Genomic DNA, 24447 nt, shown 5'->3' with positions numbered 1-24447 from the left:
AGATGTGTAATAAGAGACAGCTCTCAGATAATTCAATTGAAAAATTTATTACATGATACTGGTTATAATCTATCAATTCCATATAAGTACCTGACTCCTAAGGATATAGAAGGTATTATTACACTTATCAATACTGGGTCTATTGAACTTGGAAACGAGAGAATATATAATTATATATCAAAAGCATAATAAAATAAATTTATTATAAAAAGGCAATTTATTTAATATAAAAACTATTTTTTTATATTAAATAAATTGCCTTTTTAATTTTTATTTCTATATGACATTACCCAAGAGCTTTTTCTAGTTTAGATAAGTGTTGTATTGGATAATATTTCAATAGTTCTTTAAACTGTTCTACTGATAATCCTTCTGTTGTTGTATAGATTTTTATTTTTTCATCTAAATCACTATTAATAAATTTATTTTTTAAATCTTCAAAGTTTACACTACTCATTTTACATCACTCCTTATGTAATATATTCATTTGTACTATTTTATCCAGATTTCTAAAATTTATTACATAAAAATATCGACATATAAAACTTAATAAAAAAAAGCTATCTCAATTTAGAAATTACTTTCTATATTTGAGATAGCTCTAGCTATAACAATAGCCTAATAGTTATAAATAATTATTTATTAACTATCTGTTGTTTTTTCCAGCCATTTGTTGTTCAGCCATTTCAACTAATTTTTTAGTCATGTATCCACCTACATAACCATTTTCTCTTGCAGTAAGGTTTCCTTTATCAACTTGTTGATAATTACTCATACCAAGTTCATTAGCTATTTCTAATTTCATTTGGTTTAAAGCTTCTTTTGCTCCTGGTACTACTGTTTTGTTGTTGTTATTGTTACTTGCCATGTTGATTACCTTCCTTCTGTTTAATTTATTTTGTGTTGCTGATAATATTATGTGATTTTAAACATTTTTAATTCAGGTAATTTTTAGCAATTAAAACCTGCCAAATATCCAGTCGAAAAAGCTATTTGCAAATTGAATCCTCCTGTGTATGCATCTATGTCTATTACTTCACCAGCAAAAAATAAACCTTCTACCAATTTTGATTCCATTGTACTTGAGTTTATCTCATTCACTTTTACTCCACCAGAAGTTATTATTGCTTCATCAATAGGTCTATATCTTTTTACTGTAAGTTTTAAATTTTTTAGTAAATGAACTAAATTTTTTCTTTGTTCTCTAGAAACTTGATGAACAACTGTATCTGGAGAAATCTCGCTTAAATTTATTATTATAGGTATAAGTTTTTTAGGAAGCAAGTCATCCAATGCTTTTTCAAATTTTTTATTTGTATACTTTTGAAAATCTTTTTGAACTCTTTTATCTAATTTTTCTTCGTCTAATGCAGGTTTTAAATCCAACAGTATAGTATAATTTTCTTTAGTTGTATCTTTCATCCTACAACTTGCAGACTTTATTATAGGTCCATCTAAACCAAATTTAGTAAATTCAAGTTCTCCAAAATCATTATACACTTTCTTTTTTTTACTATTAAACACGTTTATCTCGACATTTCTTAATGATAATTTTTCTAAATCTTTTACAAAACCTTCTTGAACTTCTATACCAATCAAAGATGGTTTTGTATCTACAATAGTATGCCCCTGCGAAACAGCAAATTTATATCCATCACCAGTAGAACCAGTAAGTGGATAACTTAATCCACCAGTTGCTATTATGACTGAATCGCACTTGATTTCTTTTTTATTGTTTAGAATTACTTTTTCGATTTTATTATTTTTAGATATTATTTTTTCTACCCTAGAGTTTAATAATATATTTACTTTTTTGTTTTTTACTTGTTTTTCAAGAGCTTTTACAACATCAAAAGCTTTATCACTTTCTGGAAAAACTCTTTTTCCTCTTTCTGTTTTAGTTTTTACTCCAAGATTATTAAACATACTTATTACATCATCGTTTGTAAAAGTGTAAAAAGCACTATATAAGAATTTACCATTTGTAGGAACATTTTCTATTAATTCCTCTATATCACAATCATTAGTTATATTGCATCTACCTTTTCCTGTTATTGCAAGCTTCTTACCTAACTTATGATTTTTTTCAATTAAAGTTACATCAAACCCTCTTTCAGATGCAGTTGATGCTGCTATCATCCCTGCTGGTCCACCGCCTATTACTACTATTTTCTTCAAATAATCACTCTTTTCTATCCTTAAATTTTATTAAAATTAAATTAGTATCTATCAATAGTGCAAATTAAATTAATTTAATTTCAAAATTTTAAACAATGCAGGAGCTCCTGCTACTCCATAAAAAACAACCACTGTATACTTAATAAAATTCATAAAAATTATACTCATACTAGAGTCACTTATATTTAAAGTCGTTATTAATATTGAAATCAACACTTTAATAGCAACATATAAAATCCCTATTGTGACTATTCCAATCAAAAACCTACAAATTCTCGAAAATATCATGTTTTTACTCTTTTTATTTTTATTACTAAAATTAATTTTTTTATTATTATTTTCTGTAGTAAATTTAACAAATTTATCTTCAACTATATACCCAAATACAAACCCTACTAGAATACCAAATTTTTCAAAATATTCAGGGCTTTTTAGAAATATTGCTATTAATATAAATGGGATAAGTAATGCTACAAGAAAAATATATTTTTTATTATCATCGATATAGTCAAATATTTTTACAAATACAACTGTAAAAAATATGCCAAGTATCCAACCAGCAATTACATCTATAGGCCAATGAACAGCTAAATATAGTCGAGATAATCCTACTCCTAAAACCATCACTGCACCCAATAAACGTATATAGTTTCTTTTAAATATAGTCATAATACTAACCCAAAATGTAGTTGCAGTTTGAGTATGTGCACTTGGAAAAGAGTATCCTCCAGCGGTAGAAACTCTCAGTGATTCAAGACCTTTTATACCTATTGGTCTAGGAGCCTTTACAAATTCTTTGATACCTAGATTCACAACAAAATTTCCAACTATCGCGAACAACATTTTTTGTCCACATTTTTTATTTATACACCAATATATAACTGCTGTAATTAATATCAATAATGGAGCTTCTGTACTTACTGTAAATACAAGAAATATAAAGTTTAAAATTGGATTTCTTAAACTCTGGAAAAATAATAATATACTCAATTGAATATCCATACCGATGTCTCCTTTACTAAAATTTTATATACTTAATTAAAAAGCACTAACTCCTACAGAGATTAGTGCTTTTAATTCACATTTAAGTCTATTCTACATCCTCAACTATACCTATATAAGGTAAATTTCTATATTTTTCAGCATAATCTATTCCATAACCAACAATGAATTTATCTTCTATAACAAATCCAACATAGTCTACAGGTATATTAGCTTTTCTTCTTTGAGGTTTATCAAGTAGAGTACATAGTTTTAGAGATTTTGGGTTTCTAGTTTTTAAAGCTGCAACTAGATTGCTTAATGTTAAACCAGAATCTATTATATCCTCTACAATTAACACATTCTTTCCTTCAATATCTACATCTAAATCTTTTAATATTTTAACTGTACCAGAAGATTCTGTTGAGTTTCCATAACTTGTAACACTCATAAAATCTATATTTACATCTAAATCTATACATCTTATTAAATCTGAAACAAATACACTAGCTCCTTTAAGGATACCTACTACTAGTAAATCTTCACCTTTAAAATCTTCTTCTATTTTTTTACCTAATTCATAAACTTTTGCTTTTATCTGTTCTTCTGTCAACATTTTTCCTGTAACTTTGTACATCTTGAATCCTCCCGCTTTCCATCTATTAACCTATATATTATAGCATACTAAAATATCAATTAAAATATTTTTCATCATTTTTAAACCTAAATTAACAGCTTATCCATACTTTTTTGCTTTTTCTCTTAAAAATTTGGAATAAATATTCCTTTGTATTATAATCTATATGTAAATATATTAATCAGTTATTTTTATTAATTATATAATTTTATTATTGGAGGTACTTTTATGAGCACAAACCATGGAGCTAATTTATATAGTTTATCTAGTAAGTATGGCTTTTCAAAAGAAGAATTTATGGATTTTAGTTCTAATATAAATCCTTTTGGTACATCAGATTTAGCCAAACAATACATTGTAAACAATATAGATATAGTATCTATGTATCCTGACCCTGATTACATAGACTTAAAAACTTCTATATCTAACTACTGTAAGTGTTCTATAGATAATATAGTACTTGGTAGTGGAGCTACAGAATTAATTTCATCTTTTATACATACAATTAACCCTAAACAAGCTCTTTTGCTTTCTCCTGCTTATTCAGAGTATGAAAAAGAACTATCTAAAATTAATTGTTCTATAGATAAATATTTTGCTAAAGAAGAATATGATTTTCATATAGAATTAGAAAATCTTATAAAGACTATTAATTCTAAAGACTATGATTTAGTTGTAATCTGCAATCCTAGTAATCCAACTGGATTTGCATTTACTAAAATAGAAATAAGAGAACTATTAAAAAACACAGATAAGTTTTTAATGATTGATGAAACTTATGTAGAGTTTACTGATACAAACATATACTCTTCTACTCAATTAGTTGATGATTATTCTAATTTATTTGTTATAAGAGGAACATCAAAGTTTTTTTCAACACCAGGCATAAGACTTGGATATGGCCTTATATCTGATAATGATGTTAAGAATAAAATAAATAACAACTTAGATTTATGGAATATCAATATAGTGGCCTCTAAGATGGGAGAAATCATGTTTAGAGATTCAAACTTTATCTCTAATACTATTTCCTTAATGAATACTGAGAGAAATTACTTACTTAAGGAGCTTAAAAGCATAGACAATCTAGATGTATATGATACTCAAGGTAATTTTATATTATGTAAAATCAAAACTCATGAATTGACAGCTAAATCCCTTCGTGAAAAACTAATTCCACAAAAAATAATAATAAGAGATTGCTGCTCATTTGAAGGTTTAGATGAATATTTTTTTAGAGTATGTATACTAAAGCCTGATGAAAATAAATTACTAATATCATCTCTTAAAACAATTTTCAAATAGAAAAAGACTAGATACAGATTAGCACAAATAGTTCAAATAATACAATAATTAAGGGTTTATAATTATAAATTATAAAAAAATGAGCTATCTCTTTTTGAGATAACTCATTTTTATTTATTAAGAAATTAAGCGCTTTGTTTTCCTTTTTTACTCATTCCATCATTTATTTGGTCTACAACAACTGCTATTGCATTGTCTCCTGATACATTACATGCTGTACCAAAACTATCTTGAGTTAAGTATAAAGCTATCATTAAGCTCGCAAGACCACCATCTGATGGGATTCCAACCATTGGTAAGAAAGGAAGTGCACTCATTATAGCGCCTCCTGGTGCTCCTGGTGCTGCAACCATTGCTATACCCAACATTGCAATGTAAGGGAATAATACATCGATTCCATGTGGCATACCATTCATCATTAAAACTGCTGTTGTAAATCCTGTTATAGATATCATACTACCTGATAAATGTATTGTTGCACAAAGAGGTACAACGAATTCTCTTATTTGCTTACTTACTCCATTGTTTTCTGCACAACCAACATTAACTGGTATAGTTGCTGCTGAAGATTGAGTACCTATAGCTGTTAAATATCCAGGTATTTGATTTTTTAACATTTTGATTGGATTCTTTCCTGAGAATGCTCCTGCTGCTGTGAATTGACATGCCATATATACAAAGTGTAATGGTATTACTACTAAATAAACTTTCCAGAATACTCCTAATATTGTCCATACTTGTCCTGCTATAGTTATATTTGCAAAAGTTCCTGCTATGTATAATGGTAGTAAAGGTATAATTACTGTTGACAACGTTTTCGTTACGATTTCTTGGAATTCTTGGAAGAAATTAAATAGAACTTCTCCTTTTCCATGATTTCTCAAAGCTGATATTCCAAGCCCCATTACAAATGCAAACACTATTGCTGCTGTTACATCTACCATAGGCTCTAGTGGAATTGTAAATATTGGTGCTAACATTCCTGCTTCTGGGTCTCCAATTTGACTTGCTACACTTGCATCAATAAAATTTGGAAATATTAACATAGATACTGCAAATGACAATACTCCTGCAATTAAAGTAGAACCATATGCTATTCCTGTAGTTATTCCTAATAACTTTCCTGCTCCTGTTGCTAAGTCAGCTATTCCTGCTGTTACAAATCCTATAATTATAAATGGTATAACAAACTTTAAGAATGCTGAGAATAAAGTACTAACTGTTACTAATATTTGAACTATTATTTCTGGTGCATAACTTCCGATTAAAATACCGACTATGATACCGATGATTAGTTTAGGCACTAAACCTATCTTTTTCTTACTCATAACTTTTACCCTCCATAAATTTTTTTAGATTAAGTATTCTTGTACATTGAATACTTTGTCAATCATTGAATCCCCACTTCTTATGATAATAGAGTTTTATCTCTCCGTCAACATTTTAACCATTTTTTGTTAATAAAAAAAAGAATAACACTTATAAAATGTTATTCTTCTTCATCTTTTATAGAAAATTCTACATTTTCAATTATATTTGAATGTTTCTCCTTTTTTGCAATGATTCTGTATTTATTAATTTCTTCATTCACAATACCTATACTCCAAATTAATACTATAGCATCATCTATAAATCCAAATACTCCCGCGAGCATTTCAGGTATTATATCAATCCCAGATACAAAATAGGATACAGTAAAAACTAATACAGAAACTACTTTGACCTTATTAATTATATTTATTCTTTTCTCCGTCATAAAGTCTGGTAGTTTAAATAAATCAAATATAAAAAGTAATCCAAACTTAGCATTTTTAAATCTTACTAAAATTTTTTTTAAAGTATCTAAAATTATATCAATAGCTCTTTTTAAAAGTTCCATATTCATCACCTCTTATAATCATAGGTTACTCTACATTATAACCGATATAATTAATTTGATGAATATTTTAGATATAAATTTTATTAATTATTTTATATTTAAATTGTATTGCTTACATATAGAATGTTATATCATGACTTAAGTAGTTTAAATCATTTATAATTTTTACAATAATATTAATTTATTTTTTATTATAACAACTCAATTCCTGCGTTTCTAAAATTTTCAATCATATCTTGTGGCCATACTCCAACTTGCACTTCCCCTATATGTGCCTTTTGCAAGAAATACATACATATTCTTGATTGACCAATTCCTCCACCAATTGTATATGGAAGCTCACCATTTAAAAGCATTTTATGATAATCAAATTCTTTTCTATCTTCACATCCAGCAAGCTTTAACTGTCTATCTAGTGATTCTTCATCAACTCTAATTCCCATTGATGATAATTCTAATGCAGAATCTAGAACAGGGTTATAAAATAGTATATCTCCATTTAATTCCCAATCATCATAATCAGGGCTTCTTCCATCATGTTTTTCTCCTGATATTAATGTCTTTCCTATTTGTGTTATAAATACAGCTTTTTTATCTTTTACAATTTTATCTTCTCTCTCTTTTGGTGATAGCTCTGGATACATATCTTCTAATTCTTGTGATGTTATAAATGTTATTTCTTCTGGTAAAATTTCTTTTATACCTTCATACATACTACACACAAATATTTCAGTATCTTTAAATACTCCATATAATCTTTTTACAACATCTTCTAAAGTTTTTTCATTTCTGCTACTTTTTTCTATAACTAATTCCCAGTCCCATTGGTCTACATATAAAGAATGTATATTATCCAATTCTTCATTTTTTCTTATTGCATTCATATCTGTATATAAACCACTTCCAACTGCAAAACCATATTTTTTAAGAGCTAATCTCTTCCATTTTGCAAGTGATTGAACAATTTCTGCATTTTTATCCATAAATGGTATATCAAAACTTACTGCTTTTTCTCCATTTAAATTATCATTTGCCCCTGTCTCAGGCAATACAAATAATGGTGAAGAAACTCTTATTAGATTCAACTCATTACTCAATCTCATTTCAAAAAAATCTTTTAATTTTTTTATAGCTACTTGTGTATCAATTACATTTAGACTACTTTTATAATCTTTTGGTATTATTGTACTCATACTATTCACTCCCTATATTTTATATATTTTTCCATTAAAAAAACCTCTCATCCCTATAAAAAGGGACGAAAGGTTGCTTTTCCGCGGTACCACCCTGATTAGTTTGAAATAAATTCAAACCCAGCTCATAATGTACAGATATTACTCGATACATCCCAATATGATAACGGTTTGGTTCCGACTAAGCCTACTCTTTTAAAATTTCAGTTAGCAACTCCAGGATGTTCTTCACTATAGACTTCATATTGGTCTCACACCATCACCAACTCGCTTTAATTACATTCTATACCTACTCTTCCTTTCAACGTCTTTAAAGTCTTATCTTTACTTTAATAAAAGTTAACTTTTATGTTTTCTATTTATTCATAATAGTATGATAAGTGATTAGTTGAATTTTGTCAAGTTTATTATTTTTTATTTTTTTGTATACTTTATAAATTTTTACCTATGCTTTATAAGTTTTCAAATATAGTTTTTAATCTATCCATACATTCTTTTAATAGAGACTGTGGGCATGCTACATTTATTCTTTCAAACCCAATACCTTCTTTTCCAAATATATAACCCTCATCAAATAATACATTGGCTTTTTTTAACATTAAATCCTCAAGTTCTACTTCATTTAATCCATAAGCAGTAAAGTCTAACCAAGCTAGATATGTTCCTTCTGGATAAACAAGTTTAACTTTTGGTAAGTTTTCTTTTAAATACTCATCAATAAATTTTATATTATTATCTAGATATTCATTTAATTCATCAAGCCAATCTTCACTTTCATTATATGCTGCTATAGTAGCTACAATAGCAAAAGGATTTGGTGAAGTACCAACTCCAACAGCTGTAACTTCATCTTGATACTTCTTCTTTAACTCTTTATTATTCACTATTATATTGGATAATTGCATTCCAGCTAAATTAAATGTCTTACTTGGAGCTATACATGTAACTATTTTCTCTTTATATTCTGGGCATAATGATTGTAAAGGAGTATGTTTAAATCCTTTTCGAATTAAGTCAGAGTGTATTTCATCTGCTATTATCCATAAGTCATATTTTTTGCATATTTCTACAACTTTTTTTAATTCTTCTTCTCTCCATACTCTACCAACAGGATTGTGAGGGCTACAAAGAATAAGTACTTTATTATTGTCACACTTAGCTTTTTCTTCTAAATCAGCGTAATCCATTCTATAACTTCCATTTTCATATATTAGAGAATTGTTTACAACTTCCCTATTATTACTTTTTATCTTTGCTTCAAATGGATAATATACTGGTTTTTGAACTATTACTCCTTCTCCAAAGTCTGTTAATATTCTTACTAAAATAGCAACAGCAGGTACAACTCCAGGACTAAAAACAATATCGTCTCTATTTACTTCCCAGTTAAATCTTCTTTTATACCATCCACAAACTGCATCGAAGTATTTATCACTATTATTAGAACTATATCCAAATATTTTGTGGTCAATTTTTTTATGTAATGCTTCTATTATTGGTTCTGCACATTCAAAATCCATATCTGCAATCCAAAAAGGTAAACCATCTTTTTGCGATTTTGGTGAACAATTAGTTCTAAAATCCCACTTTACACAGTCTGTTCCGACTCTGTCTATAAGTCTATCAAAATTATATTTACTCATTTGAACCTCCTAAAAATATAAATTCTATAAATATTAAATTTGTCACTACTTGTAATCTAATGACATTTTACCACTCTACACACTATAATAATAACACTTTTTGCTTTAATAGATTTAAAATATACATATTTTTCCTGTAATAGATTTTTTCGATATTGTAAAAATAACTTCATTGCAACAAAATAAAAAGAGAATTTTTATGTCAATAATATTGCAAATAACATAAAAATTCTCTTTTCATAATTTTAAAAAACTTTTAAATACAAAGCAATTAATCTAAAACCTTATCCTAATCTCTTTTCAACTAGTCTGCACCAGATATCAACTCCATATTCTAAAGCTTTAGTATCAAATGTCACATTAGGATTATGAAATCCTGGTGTAGCATCAGCACCCAGTCCAATATATGTAGTCTTACATTTTAGTTTTTGAGTATAATAGTGAAAATCTTCTCCACCAGAGTTTTTAAATACACCTATAGATGCATCTTCACCAAGTACATCTTTAATAGTTTCTTCAGCTAAACTTACAAGACCTTCATCAAACTCTGCTGCTGGAACTCCATCTTTTGAAAGTAGTATAGCCTCTGCGTTTATAGAACTTGCAGCGGTTTTTATAGCATGAATAGCTTTTTCTTTTAATTCTTCTATTATCTCATTACTCTCTGCTCTTATATCTAAAGCCATAAAAGCTTCATCTGGTATATTATTATATGTCTCCCCTTTAACTGATATATTTGTAACTTTAATAGAATTTGGAACAGCTGGATTTACTCTTATTGCATTTATTGCATTTACTGCTAAACAGACAGCATCTACTGCATTTACACCCAAGTGTGGTTTAGAACCATGACAAGTAATACCTTTAATACTAAATTCCATTATGCAACTGGCACAATGATACATTGCAGGTATGGCCTTTCCTAATCTACAATCTTGCCCAGGTCTTAAATGCATACCTACCATCTCTTCAACATCATCTAATAAACCAGAGTCTATTACTCTTAATGCCCCATAAAGTTTTTCTTCACCTGGTTGAAAAATTATTTTAAGTTTTCCTTTTTTTACCAAGTCCCTTTCTTTTATTAATCTTGCAGCCGTTAGAAGCATTGAAGTGTGACCATCATGACCACAAGCATGTATCATTTTCTTTTCTCCATCTATTATAAATTCTAATGCATCTATATCTGCCCTTATAGCAAATACTGGTCCTTCTTTTTTAGAGTCTATTGTTACTATAATACCAGTTTCTGCAACACCTTCATCTATATTTTCAAATCCCATTTTTTTAAGTTCTTCTAAAATAAATGTAGATGTCTTGTATTCTTCAAATCCTTTTTCTGGAATTGTATGCAAATAATCATACACCTTATGTACATAGTCAATATAACTTTTATTATTTTCCATAATATAATACCTCCATAAATTTTAATTTTTATCCTGTATTACTTTTTTCATATGTTATCTATACTACAAAATAATTCATTATAAGCATTGCAATACATCCATTTAAAGTTGCTATTATGAACATATGTGGATAGTATTTAGTTTTTAATTCAGCTGTTCCTAACAGTCTACCCATAAATTGTATCTGAGCTCCTGAAAGTAATAACATTGGTAAAAGTATTGCAACATGTGCTTGATTTATTTGACCTGCTGTAAACAAGCCAGCTATTACCCCAGAAGCTCCTCCCATTGATATAAATATCGTCATTATTGCAGTTGCTGCAACGCCTGGAAGTCCAAATATGCTCATTACAGGTGTGAAAATTGTTCCTATTATATCCAAAAGACCAGTTAAATTGAATATAGAAATTATAGCAAAACCAAATATAACATTTGGAGCCATTGAATTTGTGCTTATTTGAAACCCATTTCTAGCTCCACCAATAAATGCATCTATCACATTTCCTTTTTTAACTTTTACCTCTTTCTTTGCTATATCACTCATATTAAGCTTCCTCCTTTTCGAATTTATTTAAGTATAATCTAAGTAAGTTTGCTCCAACAAATTTCATAATTAATATTAAGGCAAGTGGTATAAATATTGGAACATCGCCTATAAATGGGAACAATGCTGCTCCTGAAGCAAAGAAATTCGTGATTGCAGATGCACCAGAAAATTGAAATGCACAGAAAACAGCTTTTTGTTTTTCATCTATATATCCATCATCTTTAAGTTCCTTAGTCATAGATGCAGCAGCGTCTGTAGATTGTAAACTAGCTATTAAAGTTAATCCTGCAAATCCAGGTAATCCTAGTAATGGTTTTAATAGTGGACTAAGAAGTTTTTGTGCTGCTTTCATACCATCTAAGTGGTCTATAACTCTAACTATTCCAAGCGCAAACATAACTGATGGTATTAAAGTTAATGCATATAGCCATCCATCACGAGGACCAGTCCCTCCATCCCCTCTGAAGTTTGCAGCTAATGTACCTACACCATCATTAACTGTTCCCAATGAACCAAAGTTTCCTAATACATTATTAAAATCTAGTACTTTTAATGCTCCAGGTGCATCTTTAAATATTCCTGAAAAGAATAATGCTCCTAATATTAATGCTACATACCCATACCATTTAACTTCTATTTTTTCTGTTGTTGATTCTAGTTTGCTCATATAAATTCTCCCTCCTGCTTAAATAAATTTTATTAGTACACCTTTTTATTAAGCAAAACCCATGCCAATACTTTAATAATAATATTTTTTCATTTGTTTTTTTATTGTTAATTTTTTCATCACATGAACAGCTTGCAATTGCTAACTTTTTAAACTTCTATTTATGTACCTTTTATTGGCATACAGTAGAAAAATCTTTATATTATAAAGATTTTTCTATATAATTTTTAAAACTAATTTTATAAATAGGTTTTTATAGGATAAAAACCTACAAAAACCTATTATTTAGCTAAATGTATAAATTTATCATGTTATTTGTTGTATAATATAACTTGTTCTGCTCTTAAAAAAGCAAACTAAATATTACCTTAGTTAGGAGAAATAAAATGGACAGAAAAAAATTAATTCTTATAACATATGATAAATTAAATGCTGACCACTACAAAGAAGAGTTAATAAGCTTTTTTGGAGATGAAATAAGTATAGAAACACAAAATATACTTGATGGTATAAGAGAGAATTTAGAGGGTGATGTAGTTCTTTCTCTATCACCTTTAACTAGTAATTTTTTAATAAAGCATTTCAAGGAAGATATTGAAATTATCCATGGAACAAAAGCACTTTCAAAGCTTGGATATGAGAAAATGATGAAACTACCTCCAGGCACAAAATCATTACTTATGACTACCAATAAAACTTCAGCGTTTGAAATGGCTACTTATTTATATAAAATAGGAATAAATCATATTGATTTTGTACCAACATACCCAAACTGTGAAGAAATATATGATTTAGATACAGCTATAACACCAGGTCAGACCAGATTTATACCAAAATATATAAAAAACATCGTTGACTTAGGTTGGAGAAAAATTTCATTAGATACATATATGTCGTTACTAGTAGTATTAAAGCTAAAAAACGAGAAGTTTATAGAAAAACTATACAAGCTATCTAAGGAAACACTTAGTCATGATTTTTTAAATACATCATTAGATAATATATCTAAATTAAAAACTATACTCTATATGACTATTGATGAAATTGGAGATGGATTAATATTTTTCAATACATTTAACAAGGTCACATTTGTAAATAAATCTTTACTAAGCATGTTAGACTTAGATGAAAGACTCATAAAATCACCTTCTTTAATGGAATCTTTACCAAAGAGTTTTTTAGATAAAATCACGAAAAATCTAAACATAGATAATATGATTATATACATAGATGAAATAGACAAGAAATTTATACTATCAAAAAAACCATTTTATCTTTATAAAAATATAGAAGGTTGCTTAATTACATTAAAAGATGTAAGCAAGATAGAAATACTAGAGCAAAAAATAAGAAGTGACTCTGTTAAAAGAGGTTATATAGCCAAGTATAAGTTCAATAATATAATTGGAAATAGTGCTGTTATAAAAGACTGTATAAAAAAAGCAAAAAAAATGGCTCTTACAGATAACCCCATACTAATAACTGGCGAAACAGGTACTGGTAAAGAAGCTTTTACTCAATCAATACACAACCATTCTCATAGAAAAAATAAACCTTTTGTAGCAATAAATTGTGCTTCACTTCCAAGTGAATTACTTGAAAGTGAACTGTTTGGATATGAAGATGGTTCTTTTACTGGAGCAAAAAAAGGTGGAAAGAAGGGATTATTTGAATTAGCTCATACTGGAACCATATTTTTAGATGAGATAGGAGATATGCCACATGATTTACAAGTAAAGCTCTTAAGAGTTTTACAAGAAAAAGAAATCAGAAAGATTGGTGGTACAAATATTATTCCAATTGATGTAAGAATACTGGCTGCTACAAATAAAAACCTAGAAAAATTAATTTTAGAAAATAAATTTAGAATGGATTTGTTTTACAGGATAAGTATGTTCACATTAGAGTTGCCTCCTCTTAGAAACAGATTGGAAGATATACCACTTCTTTTGGAATCATTTTTAAAAGAACTTCCCTATAAAAATATTAAACTTGATAAAAGTCTCTTAAGGGCTTTAAATTCTTATACTTGGATGGGAAATATTAGAGAATTGAGAAATTGTATTGAATATATGGCTTATATGGGTTCTAATCAACTTACGATAAATGACCTGCCACAAAATATATCTTCAAAATTAAATAATCATCATATGTTAGGAAATACATCTATATTTCATGATTTAAATCAATATGACAAAAATATATGTATTGCTATCCTAAAGTCACTATATATAAAACCTATGGGAAGAGCAAAACTCATGAAATTTATGGAGCATAATGTCACAGAATATGAAGTAAGAAATATGCTAGAATATTTGACATTTAATGAATATTTAACCCCTGGTAAAGGAAGAAAAGGTAGCTCTATCACCGAAAAAGGTATAAAAATTATAGAAAACAATATATTTTAGTTTTATAGTAATTCAAATTTACTACTTCAAAATTTATATTTATAATCATAAATTTTATTTTTACTATAACTGATTATAAAATAATAAAATATACTTTCAGCAAAAAAGCTATGAAATAATAATTTTTATTATTAATTTCATAGCTTTTAATATTAATATATTAATTGATTTAATATTACTGATTGATAATTATAAAGTGCCTCTGTTAAAGGTGTAAATTCTGAACCAATACCAAATTTTAATTCTGCAAACGCCTCTAGATAGTCTGGGTCACATACATCTTCTTGTGTAAAATCTTGAAGTACCATTTCAGTTGCAAGATAAGTTGCTAATGATGGTATAAAAGCATCCATTGGCATAGGATATCCACCAAGTCTATTTGACATGCCAGCAGCTTTAGCCTTTTCACTTATCACATCATTTATCTTATCATAATTTTGGGCATCTTTTTTAGATATTTTAAATCCCATAACGCTAGGGTATGTCTCCACTGGTGATGGATTACTTTGCTCTGCAACTATATATTTTAACTCTAAAGCTTTAGTTAATATAACTTCATCCATGTACTCATTTACACCAAATACATTTACATCTTTTCCATACTTCTTAACTTGTTTATCAATATCTTCATTTAAAAATTGTTTCATTTTGCCTTTATCTTCTTCTGTATTTACATTTGGTGTATTAACTTGTACAAATTGCATTCCTAAGTTTCTACAAGTCTCTTTAATTTTTTCCAGTCTTTTGGCGATATCAGCATCTTTCAAATCATCCTTAGATGCATAATGAATAAAAGCTTTTGCTCCCATTTCCTTTGAACGTTCAACTAATAACTTTCCTCTTTCCTCTGTGTCAATCCCTAGATTTACATCTACATATTGACTCAATTGGTTTTTGTCCTCTCCCATAGGAGCTGAGATAGTTATTATTTCTGGACGCTTTTCTTTTACCTTCTGTAATGCTGGTAAAAGACCTACTTGGTCTGTTGATACTACAATTGCCTGAATTTCTTCATCATCAGTCAATTTTACTATTTCATTTATAGACTTATCTATATTAGAAGTAAAGTTTTCTGGCAACACAACATGTTTTATAGTTCGCTCAACTCTAGCTTCACCATCTTTTTCTTTATCAGTTTCATTAGCTTCCTTATACTCTTTGGCTAAATCTTCTACTATATTGTATTGTACTTTATTTTCAGATAATGGCTGAGTTACTACTGCAACTTTAAAATCATCAATGATTTTCTCTTTATCATTTTTGCCAGTAACTAAGCTACAGCCTGTAAGTCCAATGATTAAACATATAGATAGCATAAATGCTGTTATTTTTTTAAGCATTAATTAAAACCTCCTAAATTTGTACTTTCTTATCACTATTACTAATTTTATCATACTTCAAAGAAAAATTATATTATAAAAAATTATATCCCAACTATTATAATCCAATCTAAAAAGTACTATGGGTAGATTAGATTTTAATTAAATCTACCCATAGTACTAAAAAAAATATATATTATAAAATTAAATTAATTATAAATTACTATGCTATTTGTTTGTTGCTTTTTATGAAGTTACCAACTATTCCACCCAATATAGCTGGTATTACCCAGTTAAAGCCCAAACCTGCAAGTGGTAAACTTTGTATAAATGGAACAGCTCCTGTCATTCCATTTACAGCTGATAATACACTAACTAGTAATGTAACATATGCTGCACCTTTAAATGCATTATCATTTTTTATATGTTTACCAGCCAATTCCATGATAACTATTGCCAATAAAACAGGATATATTGTTTGTAGAATTGGAACTGATATAGCTATTATAGCATCAACACCTAAATTAGATATAAGCATACTAGCCACACATATACCTATAACTAGTTGTTTATAAGTTGCTTTACTTATTCCTTCAAAATAAGTTGAAATTGATGCTGTTAAACCTGTAGAAGTAGTTAAACAGGCAAGTGCTACAATTACACCTAAAATTACCTTTCCTACTTGACCATATAATAGTATACTAGTTATCTCAACTAATAAAGATGCTTGAGGTATGCTAGTATCATATAAAGTTGAAGCTGTTGCTCCTAGATAAGTAAGACCACCGTATACTAATGCCAAGAATACACAGGCTACAAAACCAGCTTTAATAGTCATGCCTATTTGGTCTTTATCTGATGTATATCCTTTAGCCACTATAGACATTAACATTATAGTAGCCATAGATGCTGCACCTAGAGCATCCATTGTTTGATAACCTTGTGATATCCCTTCACCAAATAGATTTTTATCTATCATATGTTCTGGACTCATAGGTCCTGCTGGAGAGATTATCCCTTTTACAATTAGAACAAATAATACTAATAATAACGCTGGAGTTAAATATTTACCTATTATGTCTATAACTTTAGAAGACCTAATCGTAAATGCTAAAGTTAAACCAAAGAATATTACTGAAAATACTGCTTTAGCTACTGCTCCATGGTCTCCAAATATAGGTATAATACCCATTTCATATGTTGTTGCACAAGTTCTTGGTATAACAAGAAGTGCTAAACATGCTAGAGCAGCCACACTCATTACTCTTGCTAATCCTTTACCTGCTCTTCTAAGTACATCATCCATGCTTCCTTTACATCTTGCTGTTGCTATGATAACAAGCATTGCTATACCAGCATCTGCAACAACAAAGCCAACAAGAGGAATTAACCAGTCTTTACCGGATTCCATTCCTAAGAATGGAGGGAACATAAGATTTCCTGCGCCAAAGAACATAGAAAACAAAGCAAAACCAACTATAAAAATATCTCTCATCTGCTTACTCACACCAAACTACCCCCTTTGAAAATATTTTGAATATTAAGATAATCTTACTTTATTTTCATAAAAATGTCAATCTGGTAAAAATTCTCACATTGTTAACGCTTTCCCAATTTAATATTTGAATATAATTTTCATTTTATGATAATTCCCATCAGTTTTGTTAAATCGATTGCTTGTGACACATCAAAGCAAGCTCCTCTAATATCATCTATTCCTACTTCAATACCTTCAATATTATTAGTAGTAAAATCTACTCCAGAAAGTTTAGTTCCATTAAAATTTGCTTTTTTTAAATTTGTATACTCGAATACTAAATTTTCATTTTTTACTTCCTGAAACACAGAACTTTCAAAATTTGAATCTAAAATAGAAACTATCTTAAACTTAGAAAAAGAGAAGTTAGAATATCTACCTAAAACATCCTTAAATAATACGTTTTTAAGTATACAATCATCCAATCTAACTCCTATTAATTTACTGTCTTTAAATTCAACTCTGTATATACTTCCTCCATCGAAAGATGTATTGGATAAATTACAGTTTTCAAATACTACATCAAGTAAGTCAATCTTTTTTAAATTACAATTTTCAAAGGATACATTTCTAAATATACAAGATTCAAAACTTGCTCTTGTAATATCCAAATCACTTATAACCTCATTTTCTATAGTTTTATTAAATATTTTTTCATCATTGAATATATCATCTAATACAGCTTCAATATTTTCAACATTTTCTAATTCCCCTGTAAATTTAGGCTTTTGTACTTTAATAATTTTAGTCATTTTCTCCTCCACTATAAATTATATTATTTTTAAATTCATTTTTATTATTATATTAAACTATTATATGTACTTTCAATATATTAAAAAGTTTTTACGAAATATTCTTGTATTCAGTACATTTATAATTATATCACAAACTTATTTATAATGAATTTCCATTAATAACATAAATGTTATAAAAGTATAACATTTATTATACTTCTGTAATATTTATCTTTAGAAATAATTATTTTTTATAAAAAATGACCTCAATTTTTTATAAAATCGACAAAAAAACGAATAATTTCTTTAAATTTATTGTAAATAATACAATATTACGATATAATACAACAGAAAAACAAATAGAAAATGTTCATATAATATTAGTAATATGGTCTAATAGTCTCTACAAACTCACCTTAAATGAGTTTTCTATGAATAGAATGTTAATTTTAAATATATATTCTATTCTATCTATATGAATATATATTTTTTTGTTTATATTTTAAAGTTTTTTGGAGGTAAAAATGGTACCAAACAATAATAATGTACAACCAGGTGGAAATAATTCATCATTAAGCTTTTTAGACAAAATGTTTAAATTCAGCGAACGTGGCTCTAACCTTAAGACAGAAATAATAGGTGGAGTTACTACATTCTTAACAATGGCATACATAGTTTTCGTAAATCCAGCAATATTATCTGAGGCTGGTATGGATAAAGCAGCACTTATAACAGTTACTATATTAGCTACAGCCATTGGTACACTGATATTTGCAATTTTAGGAAATGCACCATTTGCACTAGCACCTGGTATGGGTCTAAATGCATTCTTCACATATTCATTGGTTATAGGAGCAGGAATTCCATGGCAAACAGGTCTTGGAGTTGTGTTCTTATCTGGATGTGTATTCTTCACACTCGCAGTAACAGGTCTACGAAAGACAATTGCTGATGCAATTCCTCGAGAATTAGCAGTAGCATCTTCAGCAGGTATAGGTCTTTTCCTTGCTTTTGTCGGTTTAAAAAACATGGGGGTTATAATTGCAAACCCAGATACAATAGTTTCACTTGCAGATTTTACACCAACAGTTTTAATAGCTCTTTTTGCACTTATCTTAATGGCGATATTAGAATACAAAAAAATTAAAGGTGGAATATTAATAAGTATAGTAGTCGCAACAGTAATATCTATTATATGTGGATTTGTAGAATTACCAACAGCAATAATCTCAACGCCACCAAGTATAGCACCAATTGCTTTTAAATTAGATATTGTAGGAGCACTAAAATTCTCATTAATTGGACCTATATTCTCTTTCATGTTTATAGACATGTTTGATTCATTAGCATTCCTTATCACTTGTTGCAAGCAGATGGGTCTTGAAGATGAAAATGGAGAAATAAAAGACCTTGGAAAAATGTTATATGCAGATGTTTCTTCTACTTTAATAGGTTCGTTTTTAGGAACTAGCACAGTTACAACATTCGGAGAATCAGCTTCTGGTATAGCAGCAGGTGCAAGAACTGGACTTGCTTCTGTAGTAACAGCAGCATTATTCTTAGCTACACTTATATTTACACCATTACTTGGTATAGTTCCCACTTATGCTGCTGCACCTGCACTTGTTATGGTTGGGGTATTCATGTTTGAAAGTATAAAACAAATCGATTTTGCTGATAGTAAAATAGCAGTCCCTGCTTTTGTTACAGTTTTATTGATGCCTCTAACTTATAGTATAAGTATTGGTTTGTGTTTTGGATTTATTTCATATATAATAATGCATGTTGTAGCTAAAGAAACTGATAAAATTAGTATCACACTTTGGGTTATAGGAATACTTGCAGTTGTAAACTTAGTACTAAGTTAGTATTTTAGTTTTGATATATTAAAAGCTTATTTATTTTTAATTTACAAATAGCAAAATCAATTTTATATCTAAATTGATTTTGCTATTAACTTTATATATAAAATTTATTATCATAATATATAGATAGATAAAAAAATACATAGAAAAGGGATGATATTTATGTCACAATTACTTATAAAAAATGCATATCTAATCACTATGAATACAGATAGAGAAGTATATGAGAATGGAAGTATACTTATTGAAGACAATATTATAAAAAAAGTTGGTAAATTTGATAATAATATTGTAGATACAGATGCTGAAATATACGATGCTAATGGAAAAATATTAATGCCAGGGTTAGTCAATACACATGTTCACTTATCTCAACAATTAGGTCGTGGTCTTTCTGATGATGTTGTGCTTTTAACATGGCTTAGAGAAAGAATCTGGCCATATGAAAGTAGCTTTAATTACGAAGATTCTTTAATCTCATCTACTGCATGTTGTGTAGAACTAATAAAATCTGGTGTTACTACATTTTTAGAGTCTGGTGGTCAATATGTCGATGCTATGGTTGAAGCTGTTGATAAAACTGGAGTTAGAGCATGTCTAGCTAAGTCAGTTATGGATACAGGAGACGGTCTTCCTGAAGCATGGCAAAAAACTACTGATGAAGAAATCAACACTCAATTAGATTTATTCCATAAGTTTAATAATACATCTAATGAAAGAATTAAAATATGGTTTGCTTTAAGAACTATTTTTAATACAACTGAGGATTTACTTGTTAGAACTAAACAATTAGCTGACAAATACAACACAGGTATACACATGCATATAGCTGAAATAGCTGATGAAATTTCATTTGTAAAACAAAATACTGGAGTTGGAACAGTTGAATATCTTGATAAGTTAGGTGTTTTGGGTCCAAACCTTTTAGCTGCTCATACAGTTTGGCTTACTCATAAAGAAATTGATTTGTTCAGATTGCATGATGTAAAAGTTTCCCATAACCCTGGTGCAGCTATGAAAGTAGTACTAGGTTTTGCATCAATTCCTGAAATGCTAGAAAAAGGAATTCCAGTCTCAATTGGTACGGATGGGGCACCTTCAAATAATAGAATGGATTTAATGAGAGATATGTATTTAACTTCATTAATACATAAAGGAAGAACTTTAAATCCAACAGTTATTCCAGCTGAACAAATATTAGAAATGGCTACTATAAATGGAGCAAAATGTGCTTTACTTGAAAAAGAAATTGGTAGTCTTGAAGTTGGCAAAAAAGCAGATATGATTATTCTTAATCCAGATACAATTCATTGCTTACCAATGCATAATCCAATTGGAAACATAGTGTATTCTATGACTAGCGAAAATGTAGATTCTACAATTTGTGATGGAAAGTGGCTTATGAAAGAAAGAAAGGTATTAGTTGTAAATGAATCTGAGTTATTGGAAAAAGTTAAAAAACAAGCTTCTAAAATAAAAGAAAAATCAGAAGTTAAAATTCCTTCTAAATTTAAAATTATAAAATAGTATAAAACCAATTGTTTTGTAGAGATACTAGTTCAAGTAAACTTGTATAGTCTACTTACAAAACAATTGGTTTTTTTATGCTATATTTTATTAAAATAAAAATAGTAGTAGTATTATACTATAAATATATCACTAACAATTAGGTTCAGGTTTAGATTCATTTTCTTTATATTTAGTTATATCATTACAGCACATTAGGCACGCACTTTTTTCTTCATTCCATTCAATATATGAAGCATTAGCACTAGTCCAAACATTAAGATTATCATTATACAATTCTATTATACAAAAACTTTTTTCCTCGCTAAGTTCATTCATTGGACAAACTTCACATGGTTTATCTATATTCCAAAATGCTTTATAACATAATTGATTTATCTCTGTGTTTGGAGCTATACTCAAGGTCTTTTGGTTTATAAATAAAAGCTCATATGTATTCTTGTTTATCACATAAGTCCATGAATTCAAATTATCCATAACTGCTTTTATAGTTTTATAAGATTTTATTAATTTATCTTCTTTACGCTTTTTAATTAAAAATATACTTAATATTTCTGATATAAATGTCAAGGATTCTATTTCCTCTTTTGTCCAAAATCTATTTCCATTACATTCGTCAAAGCCTACATATCCACTAAATTCGCCCTCATCTAAGATTGCACATTGTAACATAGATACTATCCCTTGTACTTTCAAAATTTTATATAACCCATCATCAAGTGAAGATATATCCTTGCAGTAAAAAATTCCTCTATCATTAAAATTTTGTTTATAATCATCAAATAAACTATATGATACTTTTTTAAGATTACTTATCTCTGGGTTAATACCATCATTGCACCATTCGAATGTATTGCTACAGTAAAGATTATCATCTGAATTTTCAAATATATATGCACGACTTACATCATAAGTTTTACCAACTAATTCTAATATAAAATTTACTGCTGTATCAACATCTTTGGACTCATATAAAATTCTAAATATATATTCATAAAAATTCTGTCTAAATGTTGACTTAGTTTTGTACGCTTCATCAATATTTTCTTCTCCACCTAAGACAGAATTAAAGGTTTTGGTTTTTATTAATCCATTATCCATAATTTTGCTATTATTTTCATATATACAATAGCAATCTTTGCCTTTTCCCTTTGCAAAATAAAGTGCATTGTCTGCACATCTAAAAATATCCTTGAAATTTTTACCATTATCAGGATAAATAGATATCCCTATACTTCCAGAAATCTTATAATCTTTATTTTTTCCTGTAAATGAACGTCTAAATAGATTTATTAATTCATCTGCCTTTTTTTTTAATACTTTTTCTGAATGTAAATCCTTTAAAAAAATTAAAAATTCATCTCCACCTATACGCCCAATAATATCATCTTCTCTAAATATATTTATAAATTTAGATGATATATCATTTAAAACTGCATCTCCAAATAAGTGGCCTAAATTATCATTAATTCCTTTAAAGTCATCAATATCGATTATAAATAATGCACTTTTAAGGTTTTTTCCTTCATTTTCTATGTATTTTCTAACTAAATCCTCTGCTGTGATTTTATTATACAGTCCTGTAAGCAAATCCCTTTGGGCTCTATTTTCAAGTTCTTCATTTTTTCGTTTTTCTTTATCTATATCTACAACAACACCGATAATACGTGTACATTGACTATACTTATCAATAATACTAGATAATCTAACTTTACACCAAATATATTTATCTTTTCCTTTTCTAAATCTAAGTTCTTTTTCATGATATGGGTTATCACCTTTTATAGCATTTGTAAAAAGGTCTAAATACTTCTGTATATCATCTTTATAGATGATTTCATTTTTCAATATACCTTCAATTAAATTACTTCTAACTAGTTTATATCCAAATTTCTTTTCCCAATTGTCAGAAATATTTACTGTATCTGTATTTAAGTTCCATTCAAAAACAATATTATTTTCTTGCTCCATAACAATTCTATAGCACTCTTCACTTATATCCAACTGCTCTTGAGCCGACTTACTTGATGTAATATCAATTACAACACAATAAACCCAAGGCTTCCCATATTTATCCTTCACTATTTGGCCTTTATCTAATAACCAAAGTATTTCTCCATCAGAGCGAACAACTCTATATTCAACTTCAAGTATATTGCTATTTTTTAATTGTTTTTCTAGTGCATTTTTAACCAGTTTACGATCACCTTCATATATAACATTTAACAATTTATTATCGAAAAATGATTCAAACTCTTCTTTTGTATATCCTAACAATTTTTGATATCCTTCATTTATAAAGCTAAATATGTAATTTCCATCACAACTATACTTATATACTCCTCCAGGAATATTTGCAGTCAACACTTCTAAGTCATCATTTATTCTTTTAAGTTCTTCAGAGTTACTTACCATTGTATCAATTAAATTATTAAAAGTGGTAGCAATTTCAGTATATTCATTATTTTTATCATTATTGAATCTTATACTTGTATCTCCATCTCTTATTTTCTCTATACTTTCAATTAATTTACCCATAGGATGTGAACTACCATCCACTTAACTACCTACGGTAATGTTTGAAGTGGTGGCTTCTTGGTCAAGATAACTATTGTTAT

General features: G+C 28.3%; 20 protein-coding genes, 1 pseudogene, 1 riboswitch and 1 other annotated feature. Of the genes and pseudogenes, 5 read left to right on the top strand and 16 right to left on the bottom strand.

Features of this window, described 5'->3' with window-relative positions; all coding sequences use genetic code 11:
- Positions 1 to 189, top strand: a pseudogene (locus KGF52_RS13470) (hypothetical protein); the annotation flags it as partial.
- Positions 190 to 286: 97 nt separating this feature from the next.
- Here KGF52_RS13470 and KGF52_RS13465 read toward each other — a convergent pair.
- The 5 genes from KGF52_RS13465 to hpt all read right to left on the bottom strand — a co-directional run bounded on the left by KGF52_RS13465 (position 287) and on the right by hpt (position 3796).
- Positions 287 to 457 (bottom strand): hypothetical protein, encoded by a 171-nt coding sequence (locus KGF52_RS13465; RefSeq protein ID WP_227829208.1) that lies wholly within the window; start codon positions 455 to 457, stop codon positions 287 to 289.
- Positions 458 to 646: 189 nt separating this feature from the next.
- The gene (locus tag KGF52_RS13460; RefSeq protein WP_227432380.1) at positions 647 to 868 is read right to left on the bottom strand and encodes an alpha/beta-type small acid-soluble spore protein; all 222 of its coding nucleotides are present in this window, start codon (positions 866 to 868) and stop codon (positions 647 to 649) included.
- A gap of 83 nt (positions 869 to 951) precedes the next feature.
- A complete protein-coding gene (locus KGF52_RS13455) occupies positions 952 to 2178 on the bottom strand; it encodes an NAD(P)/FAD-dependent oxidoreductase (protein WP_227840534.1) in 1227 nt (408 codons plus the stop codon).
- 69 nt (positions 2179 to 2247) lie between these two features.
- The gene (locus KGF52_RS13450) at positions 2248 to 3180 is read right to left on the bottom strand and encodes a phosphatase PAP2 family protein (protein ID WP_227829210.1); all 933 of its coding nucleotides are present in this window, start codon (positions 3178 to 3180) and stop codon (positions 2248 to 2250) included.
- 88 nt (positions 3181 to 3268) lie between these two features.
- A complete protein-coding gene (gene hpt / locus KGF52_RS13445) occupies positions 3269 to 3796 on the bottom strand; it encodes a hypoxanthine phosphoribosyltransferase (protein WP_227432377.1) in 528 nt (175 codons plus the stop codon).
- 228 nt (positions 3797 to 4024) lie between these two features.
- On the opposite strand from hpt, the gene KGF52_RS13440 reads away from it, so the two are divergent.
- Positions 4025 to 5101 (top strand): pyridoxal phosphate-dependent aminotransferase, encoded by a 1077-nt coding sequence (locus tag KGF52_RS13440; protein ID WP_227840533.1) that lies wholly within the window; start codon positions 4025 to 4027, stop codon positions 5099 to 5101.
- Between the two features lie 125 nt (positions 5102 to 5226).
- On the opposite strand, the gene KGF52_RS13435 is transcribed toward KGF52_RS13440, so the two are convergent.
- The 7 genes from KGF52_RS13435 to KGF52_RS13405 form a co-directional block, all read right to left on the bottom strand.
- Positions 5227 to 6429, bottom strand: a complete 1203-nt coding sequence (locus KGF52_RS13435; RefSeq protein WP_227829212.1) for a dicarboxylate/amino acid:cation symporter — start codon at positions 6427 to 6429, stop codon at positions 5227 to 5229.
- A 161-nt stretch (positions 6430 to 6590) separates the two neighbouring features.
- Positions 6591 to 6980 (bottom strand): DUF1232 domain-containing protein, encoded by a 390-nt coding sequence (locus tag KGF52_RS13430; protein ID WP_227840532.1) that lies wholly within the window; start codon positions 6978 to 6980, stop codon positions 6591 to 6593.
- 191 nt (positions 6981 to 7171) lie between these two features.
- Positions 7172 to 8173 (bottom strand): aspartate--ammonia ligase, encoded by a 1002-nt coding sequence (gene asnA / locus KGF52_RS13425; protein WP_227829214.1) that lies wholly within the window; start codon positions 8171 to 8173, stop codon positions 7172 to 7174.
- Between the two features lie 58 nt (positions 8174 to 8231).
- Positions 8232 to 8487, bottom strand: a binding site (T-box leader).
- 138 nt (positions 8488 to 8625) lie between these two features.
- On the bottom strand, positions 8626 to 9816 hold the full coding sequence (locus tag KGF52_RS13420; RefSeq protein WP_227840531.1) for a MalY/PatB family protein: 1191 nt from the start codon (positions 9814 to 9816) through the stop codon (positions 8626 to 8628).
- A gap of 284 nt (positions 9817 to 10100) precedes the next feature.
- Positions 10101 to 11222 (bottom strand): M20 peptidase aminoacylase family protein, encoded by a 1122-nt coding sequence (locus KGF52_RS13415; protein WP_227840530.1) that lies wholly within the window; start codon positions 11220 to 11222, stop codon positions 10101 to 10103.
- 58 nt (positions 11223 to 11280) lie between these two features.
- Positions 11281 to 11766, bottom strand: a complete 486-nt coding sequence (locus tag KGF52_RS13410; RefSeq protein WP_227482732.1) for a YjiG family protein — start codon at positions 11764 to 11766, stop codon at positions 11281 to 11283.
- A 1-nt stretch (position 11767) separates the two neighbouring features.
- Complete coding sequence (locus KGF52_RS13405) at positions 11768 to 12436, bottom strand: nucleoside recognition domain-containing protein (protein WP_227432369.1); 669 nt, start codon at positions 12434 to 12436, stop codon at positions 11768 to 11770.
- Between the two features lie 386 nt (positions 12437 to 12822).
- Here KGF52_RS13405 and KGF52_RS13400 point away from each other — a divergent pair, with 386 nt between their 5' ends.
- A complete protein-coding gene (locus tag KGF52_RS13400) occupies positions 12823 to 14847 on the top strand; it encodes a sigma-54 interaction domain-containing protein (RefSeq protein WP_227840529.1) in 2025 nt (674 codons plus the stop codon).
- A 152-nt stretch (positions 14848 to 14999) separates the two neighbouring features.
- Here KGF52_RS13400 and KGF52_RS13395 read toward each other — a convergent pair whose 3' ends face one another.
- From KGF52_RS13395 to KGF52_RS13385, 3 genes are all read right to left on the bottom strand, one after another.
- Positions 15000 to 16187, bottom strand: coding sequence for a DUF3798 domain-containing protein (locus tag KGF52_RS13395; RefSeq protein WP_227840528.1), 1188 nt, complete (start codon positions 16185 to 16187; stop codon positions 15000 to 15002).
- A gap of 202 nt (positions 16188 to 16389) precedes the next feature.
- Complete coding sequence (gene brnQ, locus KGF52_RS13390; RefSeq protein WP_227840535.1) at positions 16390 to 17661, bottom strand: branched-chain amino acid transport system II carrier protein; 1272 nt, start codon at positions 17659 to 17661, stop codon at positions 16390 to 16392.
- Positions 17662 to 17801: 140 nt separating this feature from the next.
- Complete coding sequence (locus tag KGF52_RS13385; RefSeq protein ID WP_227840527.1) at positions 17802 to 18455, bottom strand: pentapeptide repeat-containing protein; 654 nt, start codon at positions 18453 to 18455, stop codon at positions 17802 to 17804.
- 332 nt (positions 18456 to 18787) lie between these two features.
- A riboswitch (purine riboswitch) is annotated at positions 18788 to 18889 on the top strand.
- Between the two features lie 72 nt (positions 18890 to 18961).
- On the opposite strand from KGF52_RS13385, the gene KGF52_RS13380 reads away from it, so the two are divergent.
- Both KGF52_RS13380 and KGF52_RS13375 read left to right on the top strand, forming a co-directional pair.
- Positions 18962 to 20305: an NCS2 family permease gene (locus KGF52_RS13380; RefSeq protein WP_227840526.1), complete on the top strand. Its 1344-nt coding sequence runs from the start codon at positions 18962 to 18964 to the stop codon at positions 20303 to 20305.
- Between the two features lie 159 nt (positions 20306 to 20464).
- Positions 20465 to 21829, top strand: coding sequence for an amidohydrolase (locus KGF52_RS13375; RefSeq protein ID WP_227840525.1), 1365 nt, complete (start codon positions 20465 to 20467; stop codon positions 21827 to 21829).
- A gap of 132 nt (positions 21830 to 21961) precedes the next feature.
- On the opposite strand, the gene KGF52_RS13370 is transcribed toward KGF52_RS13375, so the two are convergent.
- The gene (locus tag KGF52_RS13370; protein WP_227840524.1) at positions 21962 to 24388 is read right to left on the bottom strand and encodes a diguanylate cyclase domain-containing protein; all 2427 of its coding nucleotides are present in this window, start codon (positions 24386 to 24388) and stop codon (positions 21962 to 21964) included.
- Positions 24389 to 24447 lie beyond the last annotated feature (59 nt).

The sequence above is a fragment of the Clostridioides sp. ZZV15-6597 genome (assembly GCF_020657815.1).
GTDB lineage: Bacteria > Bacillota > Clostridia > Peptostreptococcales > Peptostreptococcaceae > Clostridioides.
The sequence above is the reverse complement of the archived record's forward strand: the minus strand, read 5'-3'. Positions and strand labels throughout refer to the sequence as shown.

Bases quoted from the DNA above. Each gene is read 5' to 3' on its own strand.
- KGF52_RS13465 (WP_227829208.1), bottom strand. From the start codon at position 457: ATGAGTAGTGTAAACTTTGAAGATTTAAAAAATAAATTTATTAATAGT.
- KGF52_RS13460 (WP_227432380.1), bottom strand. From the start codon at position 868: ATGGCAAGTAACAATAACAACAACAAAACAGTAGTACCAGGAGCAAAA.
- KGF52_RS13450 (WP_227829210.1), bottom strand. From the start codon at position 3,180: ATGGATATTCAATTGAGTATATTATTATTTTTCCAGAGTTTAAGAAAT.
- hpt (WP_227432377.1), bottom strand. From the start codon at position 3,796: ATGTACAAAGTTACAGGAAAAATGTTGACAGAAGAACAGATAAAAGCA.
- KGF52_RS13440 (WP_227840533.1), top strand. From the start codon at position 4,025: ATGAGCACAAACCATGGAGCTAATTTATATAGTTTATCTAGTAAGTAT.
- KGF52_RS13435 (WP_227829212.1), bottom strand. From the start codon at position 6,429: ATGAGTAAGAAAAAGATAGGTTTAGTGCCTAAACTAATCATCGGTATC.
- KGF52_RS13430 (WP_227840532.1), bottom strand. From the start codon at position 6,980: ATGGAACTTTTAAAAAGAGCTATTGATATAATTTTAGATACTTTAAAA.
- asnA (WP_227829214.1), bottom strand. From the start codon at position 8,173: ATGAGTACAATAATACCAAAAGATTATAAAAGTAGTCTAAATGTAATT.
- KGF52_RS13420 (WP_227840531.1), bottom strand. From the start codon at position 9,816: ATGAGTAAATATAATTTTGATAGACTTATAGACAGAGTCGGAACAGAC.
- KGF52_RS13415 (WP_227840530.1), bottom strand. From the start codon at position 11,222: ATGGAAAATAATAAAAGTTATATTGACTATGTACATAAGGTGTATGAT.
- KGF52_RS13410 (WP_227482732.1), bottom strand. From the start codon at position 11,766: ATGAGTGATATAGCAAAGAAAGAGGTAAAAGTTAAAAAAGGAAATGTG.
- KGF52_RS13405 (WP_227432369.1), bottom strand. From the start codon at position 12,436: ATGAGCAAACTAGAATCAACAACAGAAAAAATAGAAGTTAAATGGTAT.
- KGF52_RS13400 (WP_227840529.1), top strand. From the start codon at position 12,823: ATGGACAGAAAAAAATTAATTCTTATAACATATGATAAATTAAATGCT.
- KGF52_RS13395 (WP_227840528.1), bottom strand. From the start codon at position 16,187: ATGCTTAAAAAAATAACAGCATTTATGCTATCTATATGTTTAATCATT.
- brnQ (WP_227840535.1), bottom strand. From the start codon at position 17,661: ATGAGAGATATTTTTATAGTTGGTTTTGCTTTGTTTTCTATGTTCTTT.
- KGF52_RS13385 (WP_227840527.1), bottom strand. From the start codon at position 18,455: ATGACTAAAATTATTAAAGTACAAAAGCCTAAATTTACAGGGGAATTA.
- KGF52_RS13380 (WP_227840526.1), top strand. From the start codon at position 18,962: ATGGTACCAAACAATAATAATGTACAACCAGGTGGAAATAATTCATCA.
- KGF52_RS13375 (WP_227840525.1), top strand. From the start codon at position 20,465: ATGTCACAATTACTTATAAAAAATGCATATCTAATCACTATGAATACA.